Below are 15,284 nucleotides of genomic sequence, written 5' to 3'. Positions count from 1 at the left end.
GCCGGGTGAACGTCTCGTGGTTCAGCCGCATCAGCTCGGTCGCGCGGGCCGACGAGCTGCTGCCGTGCCGCTGGTGCACGACCCGTGACGCCGGTTCCACCCACGTCTGCCAGCCGTGCGCGCGCAGCGACAGCATCAGGTCCACGTCCTCGAAGTACGCGATCTCGTACTCCGGCGAGAACCCGCCCACCTCGAGGAACGCCGACCGGCGGACCACCAGGCACGCGGCGGACGCGTAGTCGACCTCGCGGACGAACTCGGGGCCGAAGTCCACCGCGCGGCACCAGCCGTCGCCGCCGATGACGCTGCCGGCCTCCTGGACCGTGCCGTCCGGGTTGAGCAGCACCGGGGACACGGCCGCGACCTCCGGCCTCGTGTCGAGGAACGCCAGCAGAGGTTCGAGCCAGCCGTCCGCCACCTCGATGTCCGCGTTGAGGAAGCACAGCAGCTCGGTGTCGGCCTGCCGGACGGCCAGGTTGCCGCCCGCGCCGAAGCCCAGGTTCTCGTGCATCCGCAGCACCGTCGCGCCGGTCAGGTTCTCGGCCAGCCACTCGCCCGTGCCGTCCGGCGACGCGCTGTCGACGACGATCACGCGGTGCGGCACCGGGGTGTGCTTCGCCAGCAGCTCCAGGCACCGCACGACCAGGTCCCGCCCGCCGTAGGACACGAGCACGAACGTGATCCGCGGGGGCGTCACCCGCGTGCCTTCCCGTAGGCGTCCCGCAGCGGGCGGGTCCACCGCACGAGCTTGGTGTTCCGCCAGTTCGCCAGCTCCTGCTCGACGTGTGCGAGCCGCGCGGCCAGCTCCTCGTTGTGCCTGGTCAGCGCCTCGTTCTCGGTGCGCTTGACGGTGGCCTCGGCGACGGCATCGTCCCGCTCCCGCCACGCCTGTCCGAGTGGCTCGGCCAGGCGCTGGCGCTCCTCGAGCATCCGTCGCCGCAGCTGCCAGTGGGCCTGCCGCAGGGCGTGGTTCTCCTCGGTCAGCACCGACATCCGGGTCGTGAGGTCGCCACCCCGCTCGGCGAGCGTGTGCTCGGCCAGCTCGGCGATCCGGTCCAGCTCCGCCTTCAGGTCCGCGACCGGCGCGAACTCGAACGCCGAACCGTCCGGCCGCCGGCAGTCCACCCCCAGCCAGGCGCACGCCGCGGCGACGTGCTCGTCCTCGGTGACCACGGACCTGGCGCCGGACAGGATCGCGAGCCGGTCCTCGAACACCAGGTTCTCCGGCAGCTCGGCGGTCACGTCGTAGCCGCGGACCGGCATCTCGCTCAGCTGCCGCAGCTGCGCGACCCGGACCGGCAACGTCTCCCGGTCGATCACCCGGTCCAGCAGCAGGCCGGGGTTCGGGCCGGTGACGGTCAGTGCCGCGCGGTTGGTGAGTTCGGTGGGCACCTCCCCGAATGCCACGACCGGGTGGGTGACGTCCAGGCGGGTCGCCAGGTCGAGCGCGTACGGGTCGGTCGTGCAGACGACCGTCATGGTCGCGGTGGCGGCCAGCTCCGCAGGCGCGCGGTCCCGCAGCGGCTCGATGACCAGCCCGCCGTCGGCGACGGCGGGCCGGCGCCAGCCGTCGGTGGCGAACAGGCTCATGCGCCAGCCCGGCAGCCGCGCGAGCAGCTCCTGCTGTATCACGCGAGCGGTTAGCTGGTCCCCCAGGTCCGGCTGGTCCGCACTGGTCCAGATGGCGACCGCGCCGACGCCGGAATGAGTGCTTAGTCCAGGCACCCGGCGAGAGTACTGAACCTACGCGGCGTGTCCGACGTGTGATACCGGGAAAGTCAGAGAGGCTGACTCACATGGTGTTGCAGATAGTGCTGATCACCGTCGCCGCGGCATTGTTCCTCGGGCGGCTGACGATGATCGTCCTGCACGACCGACCTGGCAAAAGGGGTAGTTGAGCCTGGTCTACATTGGCGCCGAGTCGCTAGCCGGGGAGAGCCGCCATGACCAGCACCGCGCCATGCCCCTATGCGCATCCGCGCGCCGTGGCGGACATTACGGACTGCTACTTCTATCACTCGATGGAGATCCCCGGTCACGGTGAAGTGACCGGCGAGTGGGATCTGCGTGGTGACGAGCATCGCTATCTCGGCGGGGTAAACCTGGCCGGCAGACGGGTGCTGGAGCTGGGTTCGGCGAGCGGCTTCCTGACGACCTACATGGAGCGGCAGGGCGCGGAGGTCGTCGCGTACGACCTGTCCGAGGACGACCCGTGGGACGTGGTCCCCTTCGCGGGCGACGAAACCCTGGACGCCGAGTCGTGGCGCGACCACCTGCGGAAGATCAACAACGGGTTCTGGCTCAACCACCAGGCGCATGGCCTGGCCGCGCGGCTGGCGCACGGCACCGTGTACACGGTGCCCGACGAGCTGGGGAAGTTCGACGTGGCGACGTTCGCGGCGATCCTGCTACACCTGCGCGACCCGTTCCGCGCGCTGCAGACGTCGTTGCGGCTGGTCACGGACATGGTCGTCGTGACGGACGTGTACCCGGCGTCGGACTACCACCTGGTCGCGGACATCGTCGACGCCCCCGACCCCTCGCCGGGCGTGCTCACCCCGCTGCCGGCCGAGGCACACGGGGAGCCGAAGGCGACGTTCCTGCCGCAGTACTGGGACGCCGCATACGGCGACACGTGGTGGCACATGAGCCCGGAGCTGGTCCGCCGGTACGTCGGCGTGCTCGGCTTCCCGGACACCGAGATCACCTACCACCACGCTCTCGCACGCGGCAGGCGCACGTTGCTGTACACCGTGGTCGGCCGCGCCGGGTCGACGCGAACCGTGGCTAGTCCTTCCGGAACAGGGCGGTCCACAGGAACGGCACACCGAAGCTGGGCGAGTCGTCCGGTTCGTCGTTCATCAGCCGCAGCTCCACCTCGGTGAAGTCCGCGAAGATCCAGCGCAGCTCCTCGTCGGTGTAGGCGAGGCCACCCTCCAGGCTGCCAATGCGGTACAGCTCGGCGTCCGGCGTCGACGAGCCGGTGGGCAGGCCCTTGCCGACGCCGGCGGCGAAGCCGGTGAACCCCAGGTGCCCGCCCTTGGCGAGGTGCCGGTCGAGCAGGTCCAGGTAGCTGACGCGGCGGTGCGGCGCCAGGTGGTGGAAGCAGCCCGAGTCGTGGATCAGGTCGTACGGGCCGTCGAGGTCGAGGGTGAACGCGTCACCGCACAGGAACCGCACGTCGGGGCTCAGTTCCTCGCCCCAGGCGATCGCGGTCGGCGAGAGGTCGACGGCATCGACGGCGAAGCCGTTGGCGGCGAGGTACCGGGCGTTTCGGCCAGGCCCGCAGCCGAGGTCGAGCGCGCGACCGGGGCGGAGCAGGCCGCGGTCCAGGTACGACGCCAGGCTTTCGTCCGGTTTGTCGACGAAGAACGGCACGGGACGATCACGGTCGGCGTAGAAGTCGTCCCACCAGTCGGCGTCCCGGGTGAAGAACCCGTCGAGCAGGGTGAGGACGTCCGCCACGGATCGGATGTCGCGGTTCATCACGGCGCCAGGTCGATGTGCACCCCCGTCAGCTCCTGCGAGACGTCCCACAACCGCCGCCCGAGCTCGCGGTCGCGGGCCTCGACGAGGGGCTCGACGAGCGTCGGGTAGCCCTTGCTCTCGTTGCGGCCGTCGGGTCCCCAGAACTGGCCGCTCTCGACGTCCGTGCCGGCGGCCGCGTAGATCTGCGGGAGCGCCCCCATGGAGACGTCCTGCGCCATGACCTTGTTGCCGAGCTTGCCGAGCAGCTTGGCGACGCCCGTCGGGCCGGCCGACTGGAGGTTGGTGGCGGTGTAGCCGGGGTGGGCGAGGACACTGCGCAGGCCGATCCCGTTCGACCGCAGGCGGCGGTGGAGCTCCAGCGCGAACACGACGTTGGCGAGCTTCGACTGTGAGTAGTAGGCGGTGCGGCTGTACTTCTGGTTGCCCTGCAGGTCCCCGAAGTGGATGCGGCCGCGATGGTGCAGACCGGAGCTGACGGTGACCACCCGAGGATCGTCGCCCTGCAACAGGGTGTTGAAGAGCAGGAGCGTGAGCGCGAAGTGCGCGAGGTGGTTGACGCCGAACTGCAGCTCGTAGCCCTGCTTGGTGTGCGTGTGCGGCGGCATCATCACGCCGGCGTTGTTGACCAGCACGTCGGCCCGGTCCACGCGGGCGGCGAACTCCCGCACGGAGTCGAGGTCGGCGAGGTCGAGGTGGCGCAGGTCGAAGCGCCCGTCGGGCTGCTCGGCCCGCAGCTCCTCGACCGCGGCCTCGCCCTTGTCCATGTCCCGCGCCGTCATGATCACGTTGGCGCCGCGGGAGCCGAGCGCACGCGCGGTCTCGAGGCCCAGACCGCTGTTCGCCCCGGTGACGACGAACACACGTCCGACCTGGCTGGGGACGTGGCCGGTCAGCCAGTCCGCCGCCGACGGTCTGTCGACCTCAGATGCCTTGCTCATGAGGCCTAGCGTGCCTCACGCGAGAGGGTTTTAGACCTCGGACCGGGTCTTCACTTCTGTGTTCAATGTCAATGTGAATCTGGATCCGAACGCTCACGCTAAGTAGGTTGTCGCCATGGAACTCCGTCACCTGGGCGAATCTGGTCTGGTGGTCAGTGCGGTCGGCCTCGGCTGCAACAACCTGGGCCGTCCCGGGACCGCGGCGGAGTCCCTGGCCGGTTCTCGCGCGCTGATCGGGGCGGCGGTCGACGCCGGTGTGAGCTTCTTCGACGTGGCCGACGTCTACGGCGCGCCACGGGGACGCAGCGAGGAGTTACTCGGGCAGGCGCTGTCGGGCAGGCGCGACAAGTGCGTGATCGCGACGAAGTTCGGCGTGGACATGCAGGGCGGCAACGGGCCGGACTTCGGCGCCCGTGGGTCCCGGCGGTATGTCAAGCGGGCGGTCGAGGCGTCACTGCGCCGGTTGGGGACCGACTGGATCGACCTGTACCAGCTGCATCGCTCGGACCCGTCGACGCCGCTGGAGGAGACGCTGTCGGCGCTGGACGATCTCGTGCGCGAGGGGCTGATCCGGTATGCCGGGGTGTGCAACCTGGCTGGCTGGCAGGTCGCGGACGCGGCGTGGCTGGCGCGGACCAACCACTGGTCGGGCGTGATCGCCGCGGAGAACCACTACTCGTTGCTGGAGCGCGAGGCCGAGCGGGACATCATCCCGGCGTGCCAGCGTTTCGGGTTGGGCCTGCTGCCGTACTTCCCCCTGGGCAACGGTCTGCTGACGGGGAAGTACCACCGGGACACCGACGCGCCGGCGAACGCACGACTCGCGGGACGGACGCGGTTGCTGGCGGACGCGCCGTGGGATCGGATCGAGAAGCTGCGGGCGTTCGCCGAGGAACGAGCCGTGCCGATGGCGACGGTCGCGATCGGGTGGCTCGTGGCTCAGAAGCCGGTCGGTTCGGTGATCGCGGGCGCCACGACACCCGAACAGGTGATCGCGAACGCGGGGGCAACGCAATGGCACCCGACAACCGACGACCTGGCCGCACTGGACGAGATCTGCCCACCGGGCCGTCGCTGACTCACCGGCGCACGGATCCGTCTCGGCCGCGTCCCCAACCCCTCAGGCCGGTACCGCTAGCGCGGGGCCATGCGTAGGGCGCCGTCGAGGCGGATCACTTCGCCGTTCAGGTAGTCCTGGGCGATGATCGACAGGGCCAGGTTCGCGTACTCCTCGGGGCGGCCAAGGCGTTTCGGGAACGGGATGCCGGCGGCGAGGGCCTCACGGAACTCGTCGCTCACCGTGGCGAGCATGGGGGTGTCGATGATGCCGGGAGCGATCGTCAGCACTCGGATGCCCGACGAGGCCAGGTCGCGGGCCGCCGGGAGGGTCAGGCCGACCACGCCGCCCTTCGACGCCGAGTAGGCCACCTGGCCGATCTGGCCGTCGAACGCCGCTATCGAGGCGGTGTTGATCACTACGCCGCGTTGGCCGTTGTCGTCGGGGTCGGTCTTGGCGATCTGTTCCGCGGCCAGCGTCACCACGTTGAACGTGCCGATCAGGTTGACCTCGATGACCTTGCGGAAGACCGCCAGGTCGTGCGGGCCCTTCTTGGACAGGATCCGCGCCGACGGGCCTATCCCCGCGCAGTTGACCACGGTTCGCAGCGGGCCGTCGGCGGCGGCCGTGTCCACCGCGGTCTGGACCTGTTCCGGGTCGGTCACGTCCGTTGGGACGTAGGTGATCCCGTCGACCCGTGGGGCCTTCTCGATGGCGACGGGAAGGTCGAACGCGAAGACCCGGGCGCCACCCTTGGCCAGTGCCGCCGCGGTCGCGCCGCCGAGGCCGGAAGCACCGCCGGTCACGATGGCTGAGGTGTCACTGATCTGCATGCCGGACAGGTTAACGGGCGATCACCCAGGTTCGGCGGAGTTCGGGTCGATCACGTCCTTTGGACGACGGATGAAGTGCAGCAGCAGCACCAGCGGGATGGCGGCCAGCAGACCGGCGAACAGGCCGGCGACGGCGAGAAGTTCCATGCCTCTCACCCTGGCCAGGACTCCGCCTCGCCCACATCGCCCAACACGGGTGACCTACGGCTACAGGTCGCCCACGTACGGCACCTCGTACACCGCCGGGGACGACATCCAGCCACGCAACGCATGGGTGGCTCGCACGTCGTCCTCGTTGTACTCCAGCAGGCGGACGCGCTGGTTGTCGTCTGGGTGGCCGCCGTCCATGCCGACCGCGTCCCGGTACCACCGCATGCTGTTCTCGCCGCTGGCCTCCGCGTCGCGCCAGGTGAAGCCGGCGACCGGGGCGATCGTCTTCAGGCCCTTGCCGCGGGAGCACAGGAAGTGGTCGCGAACGCTGCCGAACAGGTCGAACCACGCGTCCGAGGTGATGAACGCCTGCACCTGCTCGGTCGTCGGGATGCCCGGCTTGCCGGCGAACCGCTTGGCCGACGACAGCAGCCAGCGGTTCTCCGCCAGCTCGTTGTAGCAGTACGCCCGGAAGCTCAGCCCGCGTGCCCGCGCGCGGAGCCGCACGACCATCAGCCACTGCCAGAACGCGGCGAACGACCTGGCCTCGTCGTCGGTCGGCAGCGGCTCCCAGGTCGCGAACGCGTGGTAGCCCTGCCGCTGGCCGACGTCCGCGCCGGTCAGCAGCGCGCCCCACAGGTACGCGCCGGAGTCGCCGAAGCTCTCCATGTCGACGTCGACCTCGACCTCGGCGCGGGGCACGTCGATCCTCGGCACGCGGCGCACCACGGTCAGGTTCGCGAGCCACGCCTTGGCCAGGCCGACCGCGTCCGCCATCGGCATGCCGGTCTGCGGCAGCGACTCGTCCTCCGGGTCGACCAGGGCCAGCTCATCGACGGTGCCCACGCCCGCGGCACGCAACATCGCCGCCTCCTCGCCGCGGACGACCAGGCTCACGTCCCGTGCGTGTTCCAGCTCGAGCCGGCACACCGGCCACCACGGGCAGGAGCGGCACTCCACGATCCGCGACGGCTGCGCGAGCGGCTCGCCGCCGGTCGCGGCCGACATGGCGATGGCCAGGCGGTCGGCGAAGCGGGCGTCGTACTCGGCGAGCGCGGTGCGGCCGCCCGGCCAGGTCGGCGCCTCCAGGTCGTGCCAGACGACCGCGTCGCCGTCGAGACCGATCACGCCGGCGACCGCGGGACCGTCGGCGGCGCGGCCGGCGGCCTGCAGCATGCGGTAGGCGTGCGCGAGCCGCAGCACGTCACGGGGCTGCGGACGGACGCGGCGGCGCGCGTCTGGCTGCCGCGCGGCCGGCCACGGTGTGTCCAGGGAGGTGGTCTGCGCGCCCTGCCCCGGGTCGCTCACCTTGTGGCGAACCACGAGGATCGGCACGTAACCCGTCCCGACGTGGACCAGCAGGTCGATGTGTCCGCGGCGGCCGCCTGCCTCGTCGCGGGGCAGCTGGGCGGCCCAGATGAACCGGGCGCCCTCGGCCATGGCGTCCAGCGTCAGCTGCTCGCGGTCGCTCGGCCGGGCCTCGCGCGGGATCTCCGTCCAACCCGGACCGACGAGCCCGGCGATCTCGTCCGCGATCGAGCGGCGGTGCGTGGTCGCGTCGGCCTTGCGCTGCTCACCCGTGGGGTCGGGCGGGGCCTTGGTGGCGTCGGCCATCGTCGGGTCGTGCTCCAGGTGCACCCGGCGACGGCAGCGGTTCACCACTCCCGAGTCGAGTAGCACCGATGTAGTCACGTGTCGCAGTCTATGCGGGACCACCGACAGTTCCCGGCCGGCAGCGCGTGCCGCCGCTGGTCAGCACCGATAGGTTCTCCTCCATGGCACTCAGGAAGCACGCCGGTGACGAGCCGAGATTCACGCCGAAGAAGGCGAAGAACGCACTCGCGGTGGTGAAGATCATCGGGCCGGCCGTGATCCCCCTGGTCGCGCCGTACGTCGTGCGTGCGCTCGGCGAGGCACGGGACCGGTACGACCGGATCCGCGCCAACCGCCTCGGGGTGCCCATCGAGGAGCTGGCCCGGTTCTCCGGGCGCGGCGGCGCACTGCACGCCAGGATCACCGGCGCCGCGGCCGCCGTCGCCGAGCTGCGGGAACGCACCGAGGTCACCGCCGACGACCGGGCCTTCGCCGACCGGTCCGAGACGACACTGCGGCAGCTGGCCGCCGCGGTGCGGGCCGCGGAGCGGATGCCGACCGCGCGGCGCAAGGCCGCGCACCGGGCCGCGTCGGTCGAGCTGGACCAGCTCGAGGAGCGGCTGCTCCAGCGCCTCGGCGTCTGACGCTTACACAACCCGAACATTCCCCGAGCCCTGGTCTCACCTTCTCCCTCCACAGTGGTCCACACAGGAAGGGAGAGGTCATGAAACTGATGGTGGGCACGGTGCTGGCGGCCGGGCTGGTGCTCGGCGGCGCGGCCACGGCGAGCGCGACGACGGACACGAGCGCCCCGGCGCCGGTGACGGTCACGCTGAGTCCGGAGCAGGTGCAGAACCTGTGCGAGAAGCGGTTGCCGAAGATCGAGCAGCGGACCACCCGCCTGCTGGACCGGATCAACGGCGACGCGAGCGTGCGGGGTTCGGTCCAGTGGCTGAAGGCCCGCGCCGCGAAGGAGCGGGACGCCGGGCGGGAGACGAGCGCGCAGCTGCTGGAGGAGCGGGCGGACCGCCGGGGCGGACGGGTCGGCCAGCTCAACCAGGTCAAGCAGTGGGTGAGCGACTTCCGGACCCAGCACTGCGGGTCGAAATGAAGCGGCTGGTGTGGGTGCTGCTGCCCGTGCTGATGGTCGCCGCCGGCTGCCGAGGCGAGGCCAAGCCGTCACAACCCGGCGTCGACCAGCAGGTCTCCGACGTCGAGTCCACGTTGGACGCGATCGAGTCGGACGTGGCGGGTGACTGAGCGGAGCCTGCGGAGCGAACATCGTGACTGAGCGGAGCCTGCGGAGCGAACATCGTGACTGCGCGGAGCTTCGCGGAGCTTCCGGAGCGGAAGATTGTGACCGCGTGAGTGCTATACAAAGCCATGTCTGAGGGCCTGGTGCTGGTGGTCGAGGACGACCCGGCCATCGCGGACCTCGTCGCGCGGTACCTGCGGCGGGACGGGTTCGGCGTGCGGGTGGAGGCCGACGGCGCCGCGGGGCTCACGGCCGTGCGGCGCCAGCGTCCCGTGGCGGTGGTGTTGGACGTCGGGCTGCCGTCGATGGACGGGATCGAGGTGTGCCGCACGCTTCGTGCCGACGGGGACTGGACGCCGGTTCTGTTCGTGACCGCCCGCGACGACGAGGTCGACCGTGTCCTGGGGTTGGAGCTGGGCGCGGACGACTACGTGACGAAGCCGTTCAGCCCGCGCGAGCTGGTGGCGCGGGTCCGAACGGTGCTGCGCCGGGGCACGGTCACCACGTCGGTGCTGGAGGTCGGCCGGACGAGGGTCGACGTGACGCAGCGGCGGGCGTGGGCGGACGGCGCGGAGGTGGCGCTGACGTCGACGGAGTTCGAGCTGCTGGCGGCACTGATGCGTCGCCCAAGGCAGGTGTTCGAGCGTGCACAGTTGCTGAGCGCGGTGTGGGGATACCAGGTGACGGGCACGCGGACGGTGGACGTGCACGTCGCCCAGCTCCGCGCCAAGCTGGGCGACGCCAGCCCGATCCGCACCGTCCGCGGCGTCGGCTACGCCGCCGACCCGTCGTGAGACGCACGAGTGTCCCCTTCGCTCGAACCGACCGGGTGAAAGTTATCCACACCAGCAGCCGACCAGGGGTTTTGTCAGTGACAGCCGGTAGAATGGGCAGCGGGGTGGCCCCCGGGATCGGGTGGGGGCTGCCTACTCAACCATCTGGGGACGCGAGGGAAATTCGAGAATTCGCCGGGGTTCTGGCGTGGGTGGGCTAGTGGGGCGGGCGTCGCTTTGGGTGCGGATCACGGCGCTCGGGCTCGTGGTCGCCGGGGTGATGGCGCTCGTGGCGGGGCTCGTTTCGGTGCGGTTGGTGACCACCACCTCGCGGGATGCCATCCGGGAGACGCTTGCCGACCAGGCGGACGTGGTGGCCGCTCAGCTCGGTGACATCCGGGTCGCGGCGCCGCGGGTCACGGAGATCCTGTCCGGACAGGGCATCGCGGTCGTGCGGCGAGGGCGAGGCGGGGCGGTGACCGGGGCCGACGAGCGGGCGGTGCGGGCCGCGCGGCGGGCCGGGCTCGCGGGAGTCAGCAGGGACCGGGCGCTGCACGGGAGTGCGAACATCGCCGGCACCCTGCTTCTCGTCGAGGGGCGGGCGCTCGACAACGGTGGCGCGGTGGCACTCGTGCGGACCGTCGACTACTCGAAGGCCGCCGGGCGGCGCTTGGTCGGCAACGTTCTCTTCGCCCTGGCCATCGGAATGGTTGTCGCCGCCGTGGCCGGACTGTTGCTCGCCAGGTTGCTCGCGCGTCCCCTCAGGCGAACGGCCGAGGTCGCCGTGGGGATGAGCCACGGGCGGCGTGATCTTCGAGTTCCCCCAGAAGGACCTCGCGAGCTGGTCGAGGTCGGGCAGTCGCTCAACGCCCTCGCGGACGCGCTGGCTCGCAGTGAGGCCCGGCAGCGGGAGTTCCTGCTCTCCATCTCCCACGAGCTGCGGACTCCGCTCACCTCGGTGCGGGGCTTCGCCGAGTCGCTCGCGGACGGGGTCGTCGCCGGGGACGAGGTCGTCGAGGTCGGGCGGACCATCGAGCGGGAGGCCGGGCGGCTCGACGGGATGGTGTCGGACCTGCTCGACCTCGCCCGCCTCGGCGCCGACGACTTTCGGCTCACGCTCACCGACGTCGACCTCACGGTCTTTCTCGCGGAGGCGGCCCGGGTCTGGGAGAGCCGGTGTGCCGCCGCGGGCATCCCACTACGGGTCGAGAGTCCGTCGACGCCCGTGCTCGTGCGGACCGACCCCAACCGGCTTCGGCAGGTGGTCGACGGGCTGGCCGCCAACGCCGTACGCGCCACGCCCTCGGGGGCGCCCGTCGTGTTGGCACTACGCACGACGAGCGGCCTCGCCGAACTGCAGGTGCGGGACGGCGGACCCGGACTGTCCGACGGGGACTACCGGCATGCCTTCGAGAAGGGCGTCCTCCACTCGCGCTACCAAGGCGTGCGGCCCGGCGGCACCGGGATCGGGCTCGCGCTCGCGCACGGGCTCGTGACCCGGCTCGGCGGCCGGATCGACGCGGGGCCCGCGCCGGAGGGCGGCGCGCGGTTCAGCGTCTGGCTACAGCCCCTCGGCCAGCACCTCGGCTAGGTGCACCGCCCTGCGGTCACTTCCTTGTGCCACCTGGGTTCGGCAGCTGAAGCCGTCCGCGATGACCAGCGTCTCCGGCGCGGCCTCGCGGACCGCCGGCAGCAGCACACGTTCCGCCAGTGCCTGGGAGACCTCGTAGTGCTCGCGTTCGAAGCCGAAGTTTCCGGCCAGGCCGCAGCATCCCGCCGGCAGCCGCGAGTTCTGGACGCCCGCCTTCGCGAGCAGCTCCGTCTCGGCGGCGAAGCCGAGGGTCGCGTGCTGGTGGCAGTGCACCTGGGTGATCGCCGCGCGTGGCACCGGCGGCGGAGTCCACCGTGGAGCGTGTGCGGCCAGGAAACCCGCCAGCGTGAAGGCTTTCAACGACGCGCCGATCAGCTCTGGCAGGTCCTCGTTCAGCGTGGACAGACAGCTCGGCTCCAGGCCGACGACCGGCGTGTCACCGAACGGAGCCAGCGCGCGCAGTGTCCGCCGCATCACCTTGCGGGCCACCGTGAGCTGGCCCGTCGACACCCAGGTCAGCCCGCAGCACACCGGCGACGCCGGCAGCACCGGGTCGAAGCCGGCAGACCGCAGCACGCGGACCGCGGCGACGCCGGCCGCCGGGGTGAAGAAGTTCGTGAACGTGTCCGGCCACAGCACCACGGGTTTCCCGCCGCCGCCCGGGTTCCGGCGGAGCCACCGGGTCAGGGTCTCCGTCGCGACCGCCGGCAGCGAGCGCTCCGGGGCGATGCCGCCCATCCGCTTCAGCAGCTTCGAGAACCGCGGGGAGGCCATCGCCTTGTTGGCCACGCGCGGCATCCGGGACGCCGCCCGCAGCCACAGCGGCAGCCACCCCATCGAGTAGTGGGACGCCGGCCGCAGCCGCCGCTTGTAGTGGTGGTGCAGGAACTCCGCCTTGTACGTGGCCATGTCCACGTTCACCGGGCAGTCGCTCTTGCAGCCCTTGCACGACAGGCACAGGTCCAGCGCGTCCCGCACCTCGGTCGAACGCCAGCCGTCCGTGATCACCTCGCCGGCCAGCATCTCGTACAGCAGCCGCGCGCGGCCACGCGTGGAGTGCCGCTCCTCACCCGTCACCTGGAAGCTCGGGCACATCACGGACCCGCTGTGGTTGCGGCACTTCGCGACGCCGACGCACCGCCGGGCCGCCTGCCCGAAGTCGCCGTCGTCGTGCGGGTAGGTGAACGCGGTCCGCACGGCCGTCAGCGGCACGAACCGCAGGTTCTCGTCGACCCGGTACGGGCGCACCACCATGCCGGGGTTCATCCGGCCCGCGGGATCCCAGAAAGCCTTGAACCGGGCGAAGAGGTCCAGCATCGCCGGCGAGTACATGCGGGACAGCAGCTCCGCCCGCACCTGGCCGTCACCGTGCTCGCCGGACAGTGTGCCGCCGTGCCGGACGACCAGGTCCGCGCCCTCCTCGACGAACCGGCGGAACCGCGCCACCCCCTCGGCGCGCACGAGGTCGAAGTCGATGCGGATGTGGATGCAGCCCTCGCCGAAGTGGCCGTACGGCACGCCACGCAAACCGTGCCGCGCCAGCAGCTCACGCAGGTCCCGCAGGTACGCGCCAAGCCGCTCCGGCGGGACGGCCGTGTCCTCCCAACCCGGCCACGCCTCGGCGCCGTCGGCCATGCGGGTCGAGATGCCCGAGCCCTCCTCCCGCAGCCGCCACAGCTCCCGCTGCCGCGCGGGCTCGGTGACCACCTCGTGCGGCATGCCCAGCGAAGCGGCGATCCCTTCCGCCGCGGGCAGTCCGTCCACCTCGACGAACAGCCACGCACCGCCGGGCGGCAGCACCGGTGGCGGCTCGGGGTTGCGCACCGCCCGCAGCGCGACGATCCGCTCGTCCATGCTCTCCACGGTCAGCGGGCGGTGCGGAAGGATCGCCGGCACCGCGTCCGCGGCGGCGACGTCGTCGGGAAAGCCGAGCACGAGCAGCGCGGGGGACGTGGGCAGCTCCATCAGCCGCACCCTGGCGCCGAGCACGACCACGCACGTGCCTTCCGTGCCCACCAACGCCTTCGCGAGGTCGCGGCCGTGCTCCGGCAGCAGCTGGTGCAGTGGGAAACCGGACACCTGCCGGCTGAACCGGCCCAGCTCGGTCCGCAGCAGGGCCAGGTTCTCGTCCACCATCGCCCGCAGCTCCGGTGGAAGTTCCGAACCGGCTCCGACGGTCATGCGCACGCCGTCGTACCGGAGGACGTCCAGCTCGACGACGTTGTCCAGCGTCGTGCCCCACGCGACCGAGTGCGAACCGCACGAGTTGTTGCCGATCATGCCGCCGAGCGTGCAGCGGCTGTGCGTCGACGGGTCGGGGCCGAACGTCAGGCCGTGTGGCGCGGCGGCGGCCTTCAGGTCGTCGAGCACGATCCCCGGCTCGACGTAGGCGGTCCGGGTGTCCGGGTCGACGGTCATGGCCCGCAGCCGGGTCAGGTCCAGCACGAGCCCGCCACCCGTCGAGTTGCCGGCGAGGCTCGTGCCGCCGCCGCGTGGCACGACCGGGACGTCGAACTCACGGGCGGCGGCCACCGCGGCGACCACGTCGTCGACGCTCGCCGGTCGAACCACGCCGACCGGGACCTGCCGGTAGTTGGAGGCGTCCATGGTGAACAGCGCTCTGGTGGCCGCGTCGAAGCTCACGTCACCGGACACGGTCTCGACCAACCTGCGCTGAAGATCCACGGCCTCCGATGCTAGGTCACATTCAGGAACCGAGGGTTTCCTTGATGGCCACGCTCACCGGCGTGGTCGGCCGGCCGATGAGCGTGCCCAGCGTCCCGGGTGTGTGCCCGAGCGTGCCGGCGGCGATGTTGCCGTCGAGGGCGGCGAAGAACCCGGCGACCTCCGGTGGGGTGCCCTGCTCGACGAGGTACTGCTGGAGCTCCTCCACCGACACGTTCCGGTAGGCGACCGGCCGGTCCGCGACCTTCGCGATCTCCTCGGCGAGCTCGGCGAAGGTCCACGCGGTGTCGCCGGTCAGCTCGTAGATCTTGTTCTCGTGGCCCGGCTGGGTGAGCACGGCGACCGCGGCGTCGGCGAAGTCGGCGCGGGCGGCGGAGGCGACACGCCCGTCCCCGGCGGCGCCGACGATCTCGCCGGTCTCGGCCGCGGCCTTGAACTTCTCGATGTAGTTCTCGTTGTACCAGCCGTTGCGCAGGAACGTGTACGGGATGCCGGTCGCGATGATGGCCTCCTCGGTCGCCTTGTGCTCCGCCGCGACGACCAGCTCCGTCGTGTCCGCGTACGGCGCGCTCGTGTAGACGATGTGCCCCACGCCGGCCTTCCTGGCGGCCTCGGCGACGGCCGAGTGCTGCGGCACGCGCCTGCCCACCTCGCTGCCCGAAATCAGCAGCAGGGTCGACACACCCTGCAGCGCGGACTCGTGCGTCTCCGGCCGGTTGTAGTCCAGCTCCCGCACCTCGACGCCCAGGTCAGCGGTCGTGTTGCGAGCGCCGGCCGCGAACTTCGCGCCCTGCTTGCGCAGACCCTCGACGACGTGCCGGCCCAGCTGACCGGTGGCCGCGGTGACAAGGATCATTCCTTCACTCTCCTTTGGTTAGTACTATCTCCCAGTAAGTACTACCATATCCCTGTGGACGAGT

General features: G+C 71.2%; 16 protein-coding genes. 7 read left to right on the top strand and 9 right to left on the bottom strand.

The genetic code is table 11. From position 1 onward, the window contains the following. Positions 1-697, bottom strand: a 697-nt coding sequence (locus tag VET29_RS19275) for a glycosyltransferase family 2 protein (protein WP_324922261.1), incomplete at its 3' end; no start/stop codon positions are given. Further along, the gene (locus VET29_RS19270) at positions 694-1,725 is read right to left on the bottom strand and encodes a hypothetical protein (RefSeq protein ID WP_324922258.1); all 1,032 of its coding nucleotides are present in this window, start codon (positions 1,723-1,725) and stop codon (positions 694-696) included. The genes VET29_RS19275 and VET29_RS19270, both read right to left, overlap by 4 nt. Positions 1,726-1,943: 218 nt before the next feature. Here VET29_RS19270 and VET29_RS19265 point away from each other — a divergent pair, with 218 nt between their 5' ends. Then, the gene (locus VET29_RS19265) at positions 1,944-2,885 is read left to right on the top strand and encodes a class I SAM-dependent methyltransferase (protein ID WP_324922254.1); all 942 of its coding nucleotides are present in this window, start codon (positions 1,944-1,946) and stop codon (positions 2,883-2,885) included. Here the strand turns inward: VET29_RS19265 and VET29_RS19260 are convergent. Together VET29_RS19260 and VET29_RS19255 are read right to left on the bottom strand one after the other, a co-directional pair. Next, positions 2,788-3,486, bottom strand: coding sequence for a class I SAM-dependent methyltransferase (locus tag VET29_RS19260; RefSeq protein WP_324922250.1), 699 nt, complete (start codon positions 3,484-3,486; stop codon positions 2,788-2,790). The two genes, VET29_RS19265 and VET29_RS19260, sit on opposite strands and share 98 nt — an antisense overlap. Beyond that, on the bottom strand, positions 3,486-4,427 hold the full coding sequence (locus VET29_RS19255) for an oxidoreductase (protein WP_324922248.1): 942 nt from the start codon (positions 4,425-4,427) through the stop codon (positions 3,486-3,488). The genes VET29_RS19260 and VET29_RS19255 overlap by 1 nt, the downstream gene beginning before the upstream one ends. A gap of 115 nt (positions 4,428-4,542) precedes the next feature. Between VET29_RS19255 and VET29_RS19250 the strand changes: the two genes are divergently transcribed. Beyond that, positions 4,543-5,505, top strand: a complete 963-nt coding sequence (locus tag VET29_RS19250; RefSeq protein ID WP_324922245.1) for an aldo/keto reductase — start codon at positions 4,543-4,545, stop codon at positions 5,503-5,505. 56 nt (positions 5,506-5,561) lie between these two features. Here VET29_RS19250 and VET29_RS19245 read toward each other — a convergent pair whose 3' ends face one another. The 3 genes from VET29_RS19245 to VET29_RS19235 are packed head-to-tail and all read right to left on the bottom strand — an operon-like array spanning position 5,562 to position 8,159. After that, positions 5,562-6,317 carry an SDR family NAD(P)-dependent oxidoreductase gene (locus VET29_RS19245; RefSeq protein ID WP_324922243.1) on the bottom strand — a complete coding sequence of 252 codons (756 nt, stop codon included), beginning with the start codon at positions 6,315-6,317 and terminating at the stop codon, positions 5,562-5,564. A 21-nt stretch (positions 6,318-6,338) separates the two neighbouring features. Beyond that, the gene (locus tag VET29_RS19240; RefSeq protein ID WP_324922241.1) at positions 6,339-6,464 is read right to left on the bottom strand and encodes a hypothetical protein; all 126 of its coding nucleotides are present in this window, start codon (positions 6,462-6,464) and stop codon (positions 6,339-6,341) included. 60 nt (positions 6,465-6,524) lie between these two features. After that, on the bottom strand, positions 6,525-8,159 hold the full coding sequence (locus tag VET29_RS19235; protein ID WP_324922239.1) for a TM0106 family RecB-like putative nuclease: 1,635 nt from the start codon (positions 8,157-8,159) through the stop codon (positions 6,525-6,527). 83 nt (positions 8,160-8,242) lie between these two features. On the opposite strand from VET29_RS19235, the gene VET29_RS19230 reads away from it, so the two are divergent. From VET29_RS19230 to VET29_RS19210, 5 genes are all read left to right on the top strand, one after another. Continuing rightward, positions 8,243-8,704, top strand: coding sequence for a DUF6474 family protein (locus VET29_RS19230; RefSeq protein ID WP_324922237.1), 462 nt, complete (start codon positions 8,243-8,245; stop codon positions 8,702-8,704). An 80-nt stretch (positions 8,705-8,784) separates the two neighbouring features. Beyond that, complete coding sequence (locus tag VET29_RS19225) at positions 8,785-9,171, top strand: hypothetical protein (RefSeq protein WP_324922235.1); 387 nt, start codon at positions 8,785-8,787, stop codon at positions 9,169-9,171. Beyond that, the gene (locus tag VET29_RS19220; RefSeq protein WP_324922233.1) at positions 9,168-9,320 is read left to right on the top strand and encodes a hypothetical protein; all 153 of its coding nucleotides are present in this window, start codon (positions 9,168-9,170) and stop codon (positions 9,318-9,320) included. Before VET29_RS19225 ends, VET29_RS19220 begins: the two co-directional genes overlap by 4 nt. A gap of 123 nt (positions 9,321-9,443) precedes the next feature. Then, the gene (locus VET29_RS19215; protein ID WP_324922230.1) at positions 9,444-10,109 is read left to right on the top strand and encodes a response regulator transcription factor; all 666 of its coding nucleotides are present in this window, start codon (positions 9,444-9,446) and stop codon (positions 10,107-10,109) included. 187 nt (positions 10,110-10,296) lie between these two features. Further along, the gene (locus tag VET29_RS19210; protein ID WP_324922228.1) at positions 10,297-11,679 is read left to right on the top strand and encodes a HAMP domain-containing sensor histidine kinase; all 1,383 of its coding nucleotides are present in this window, start codon (positions 10,297-10,299) and stop codon (positions 11,677-11,679) included. Here VET29_RS19210 and VET29_RS19205 read toward each other — a convergent pair. Together VET29_RS19205 and VET29_RS19200 are read right to left on the bottom strand one after the other, a co-directional pair. After that, on the bottom strand, positions 11,650-14,286 hold the full coding sequence (locus VET29_RS19205; RefSeq protein ID WP_324922265.1) for an FAD-binding and (Fe-S)-binding domain-containing protein: 2,637 nt from the start codon (positions 14,284-14,286) through the stop codon (positions 11,650-11,652). The genes VET29_RS19210 and VET29_RS19205 overlap by 30 nt on opposite strands. A gap of 100 nt (positions 14,287-14,386) precedes the next feature. Further along, on the bottom strand, positions 14,387-15,220 hold the full coding sequence (locus VET29_RS19200; protein WP_324922225.1) for an SDR family oxidoreductase: 834 nt from the start codon (positions 15,218-15,220) through the stop codon (positions 14,387-14,389). Positions 15,221-15,284: the final 64 nt, after the last annotated feature.

Origin of the sequence: Actinophytocola sp. (genome assembly GCF_035634895.1) — a bacterium.
Taxonomy (GTDB): domain Bacteria; phylum Actinomycetota; class Actinomycetes; order Mycobacteriales; family Pseudonocardiaceae; genus Actinophytocola.
Note: the sequence above shows the minus strand (reverse complement) of the source record. Positions and strands in the feature narration are given on the sequence as shown.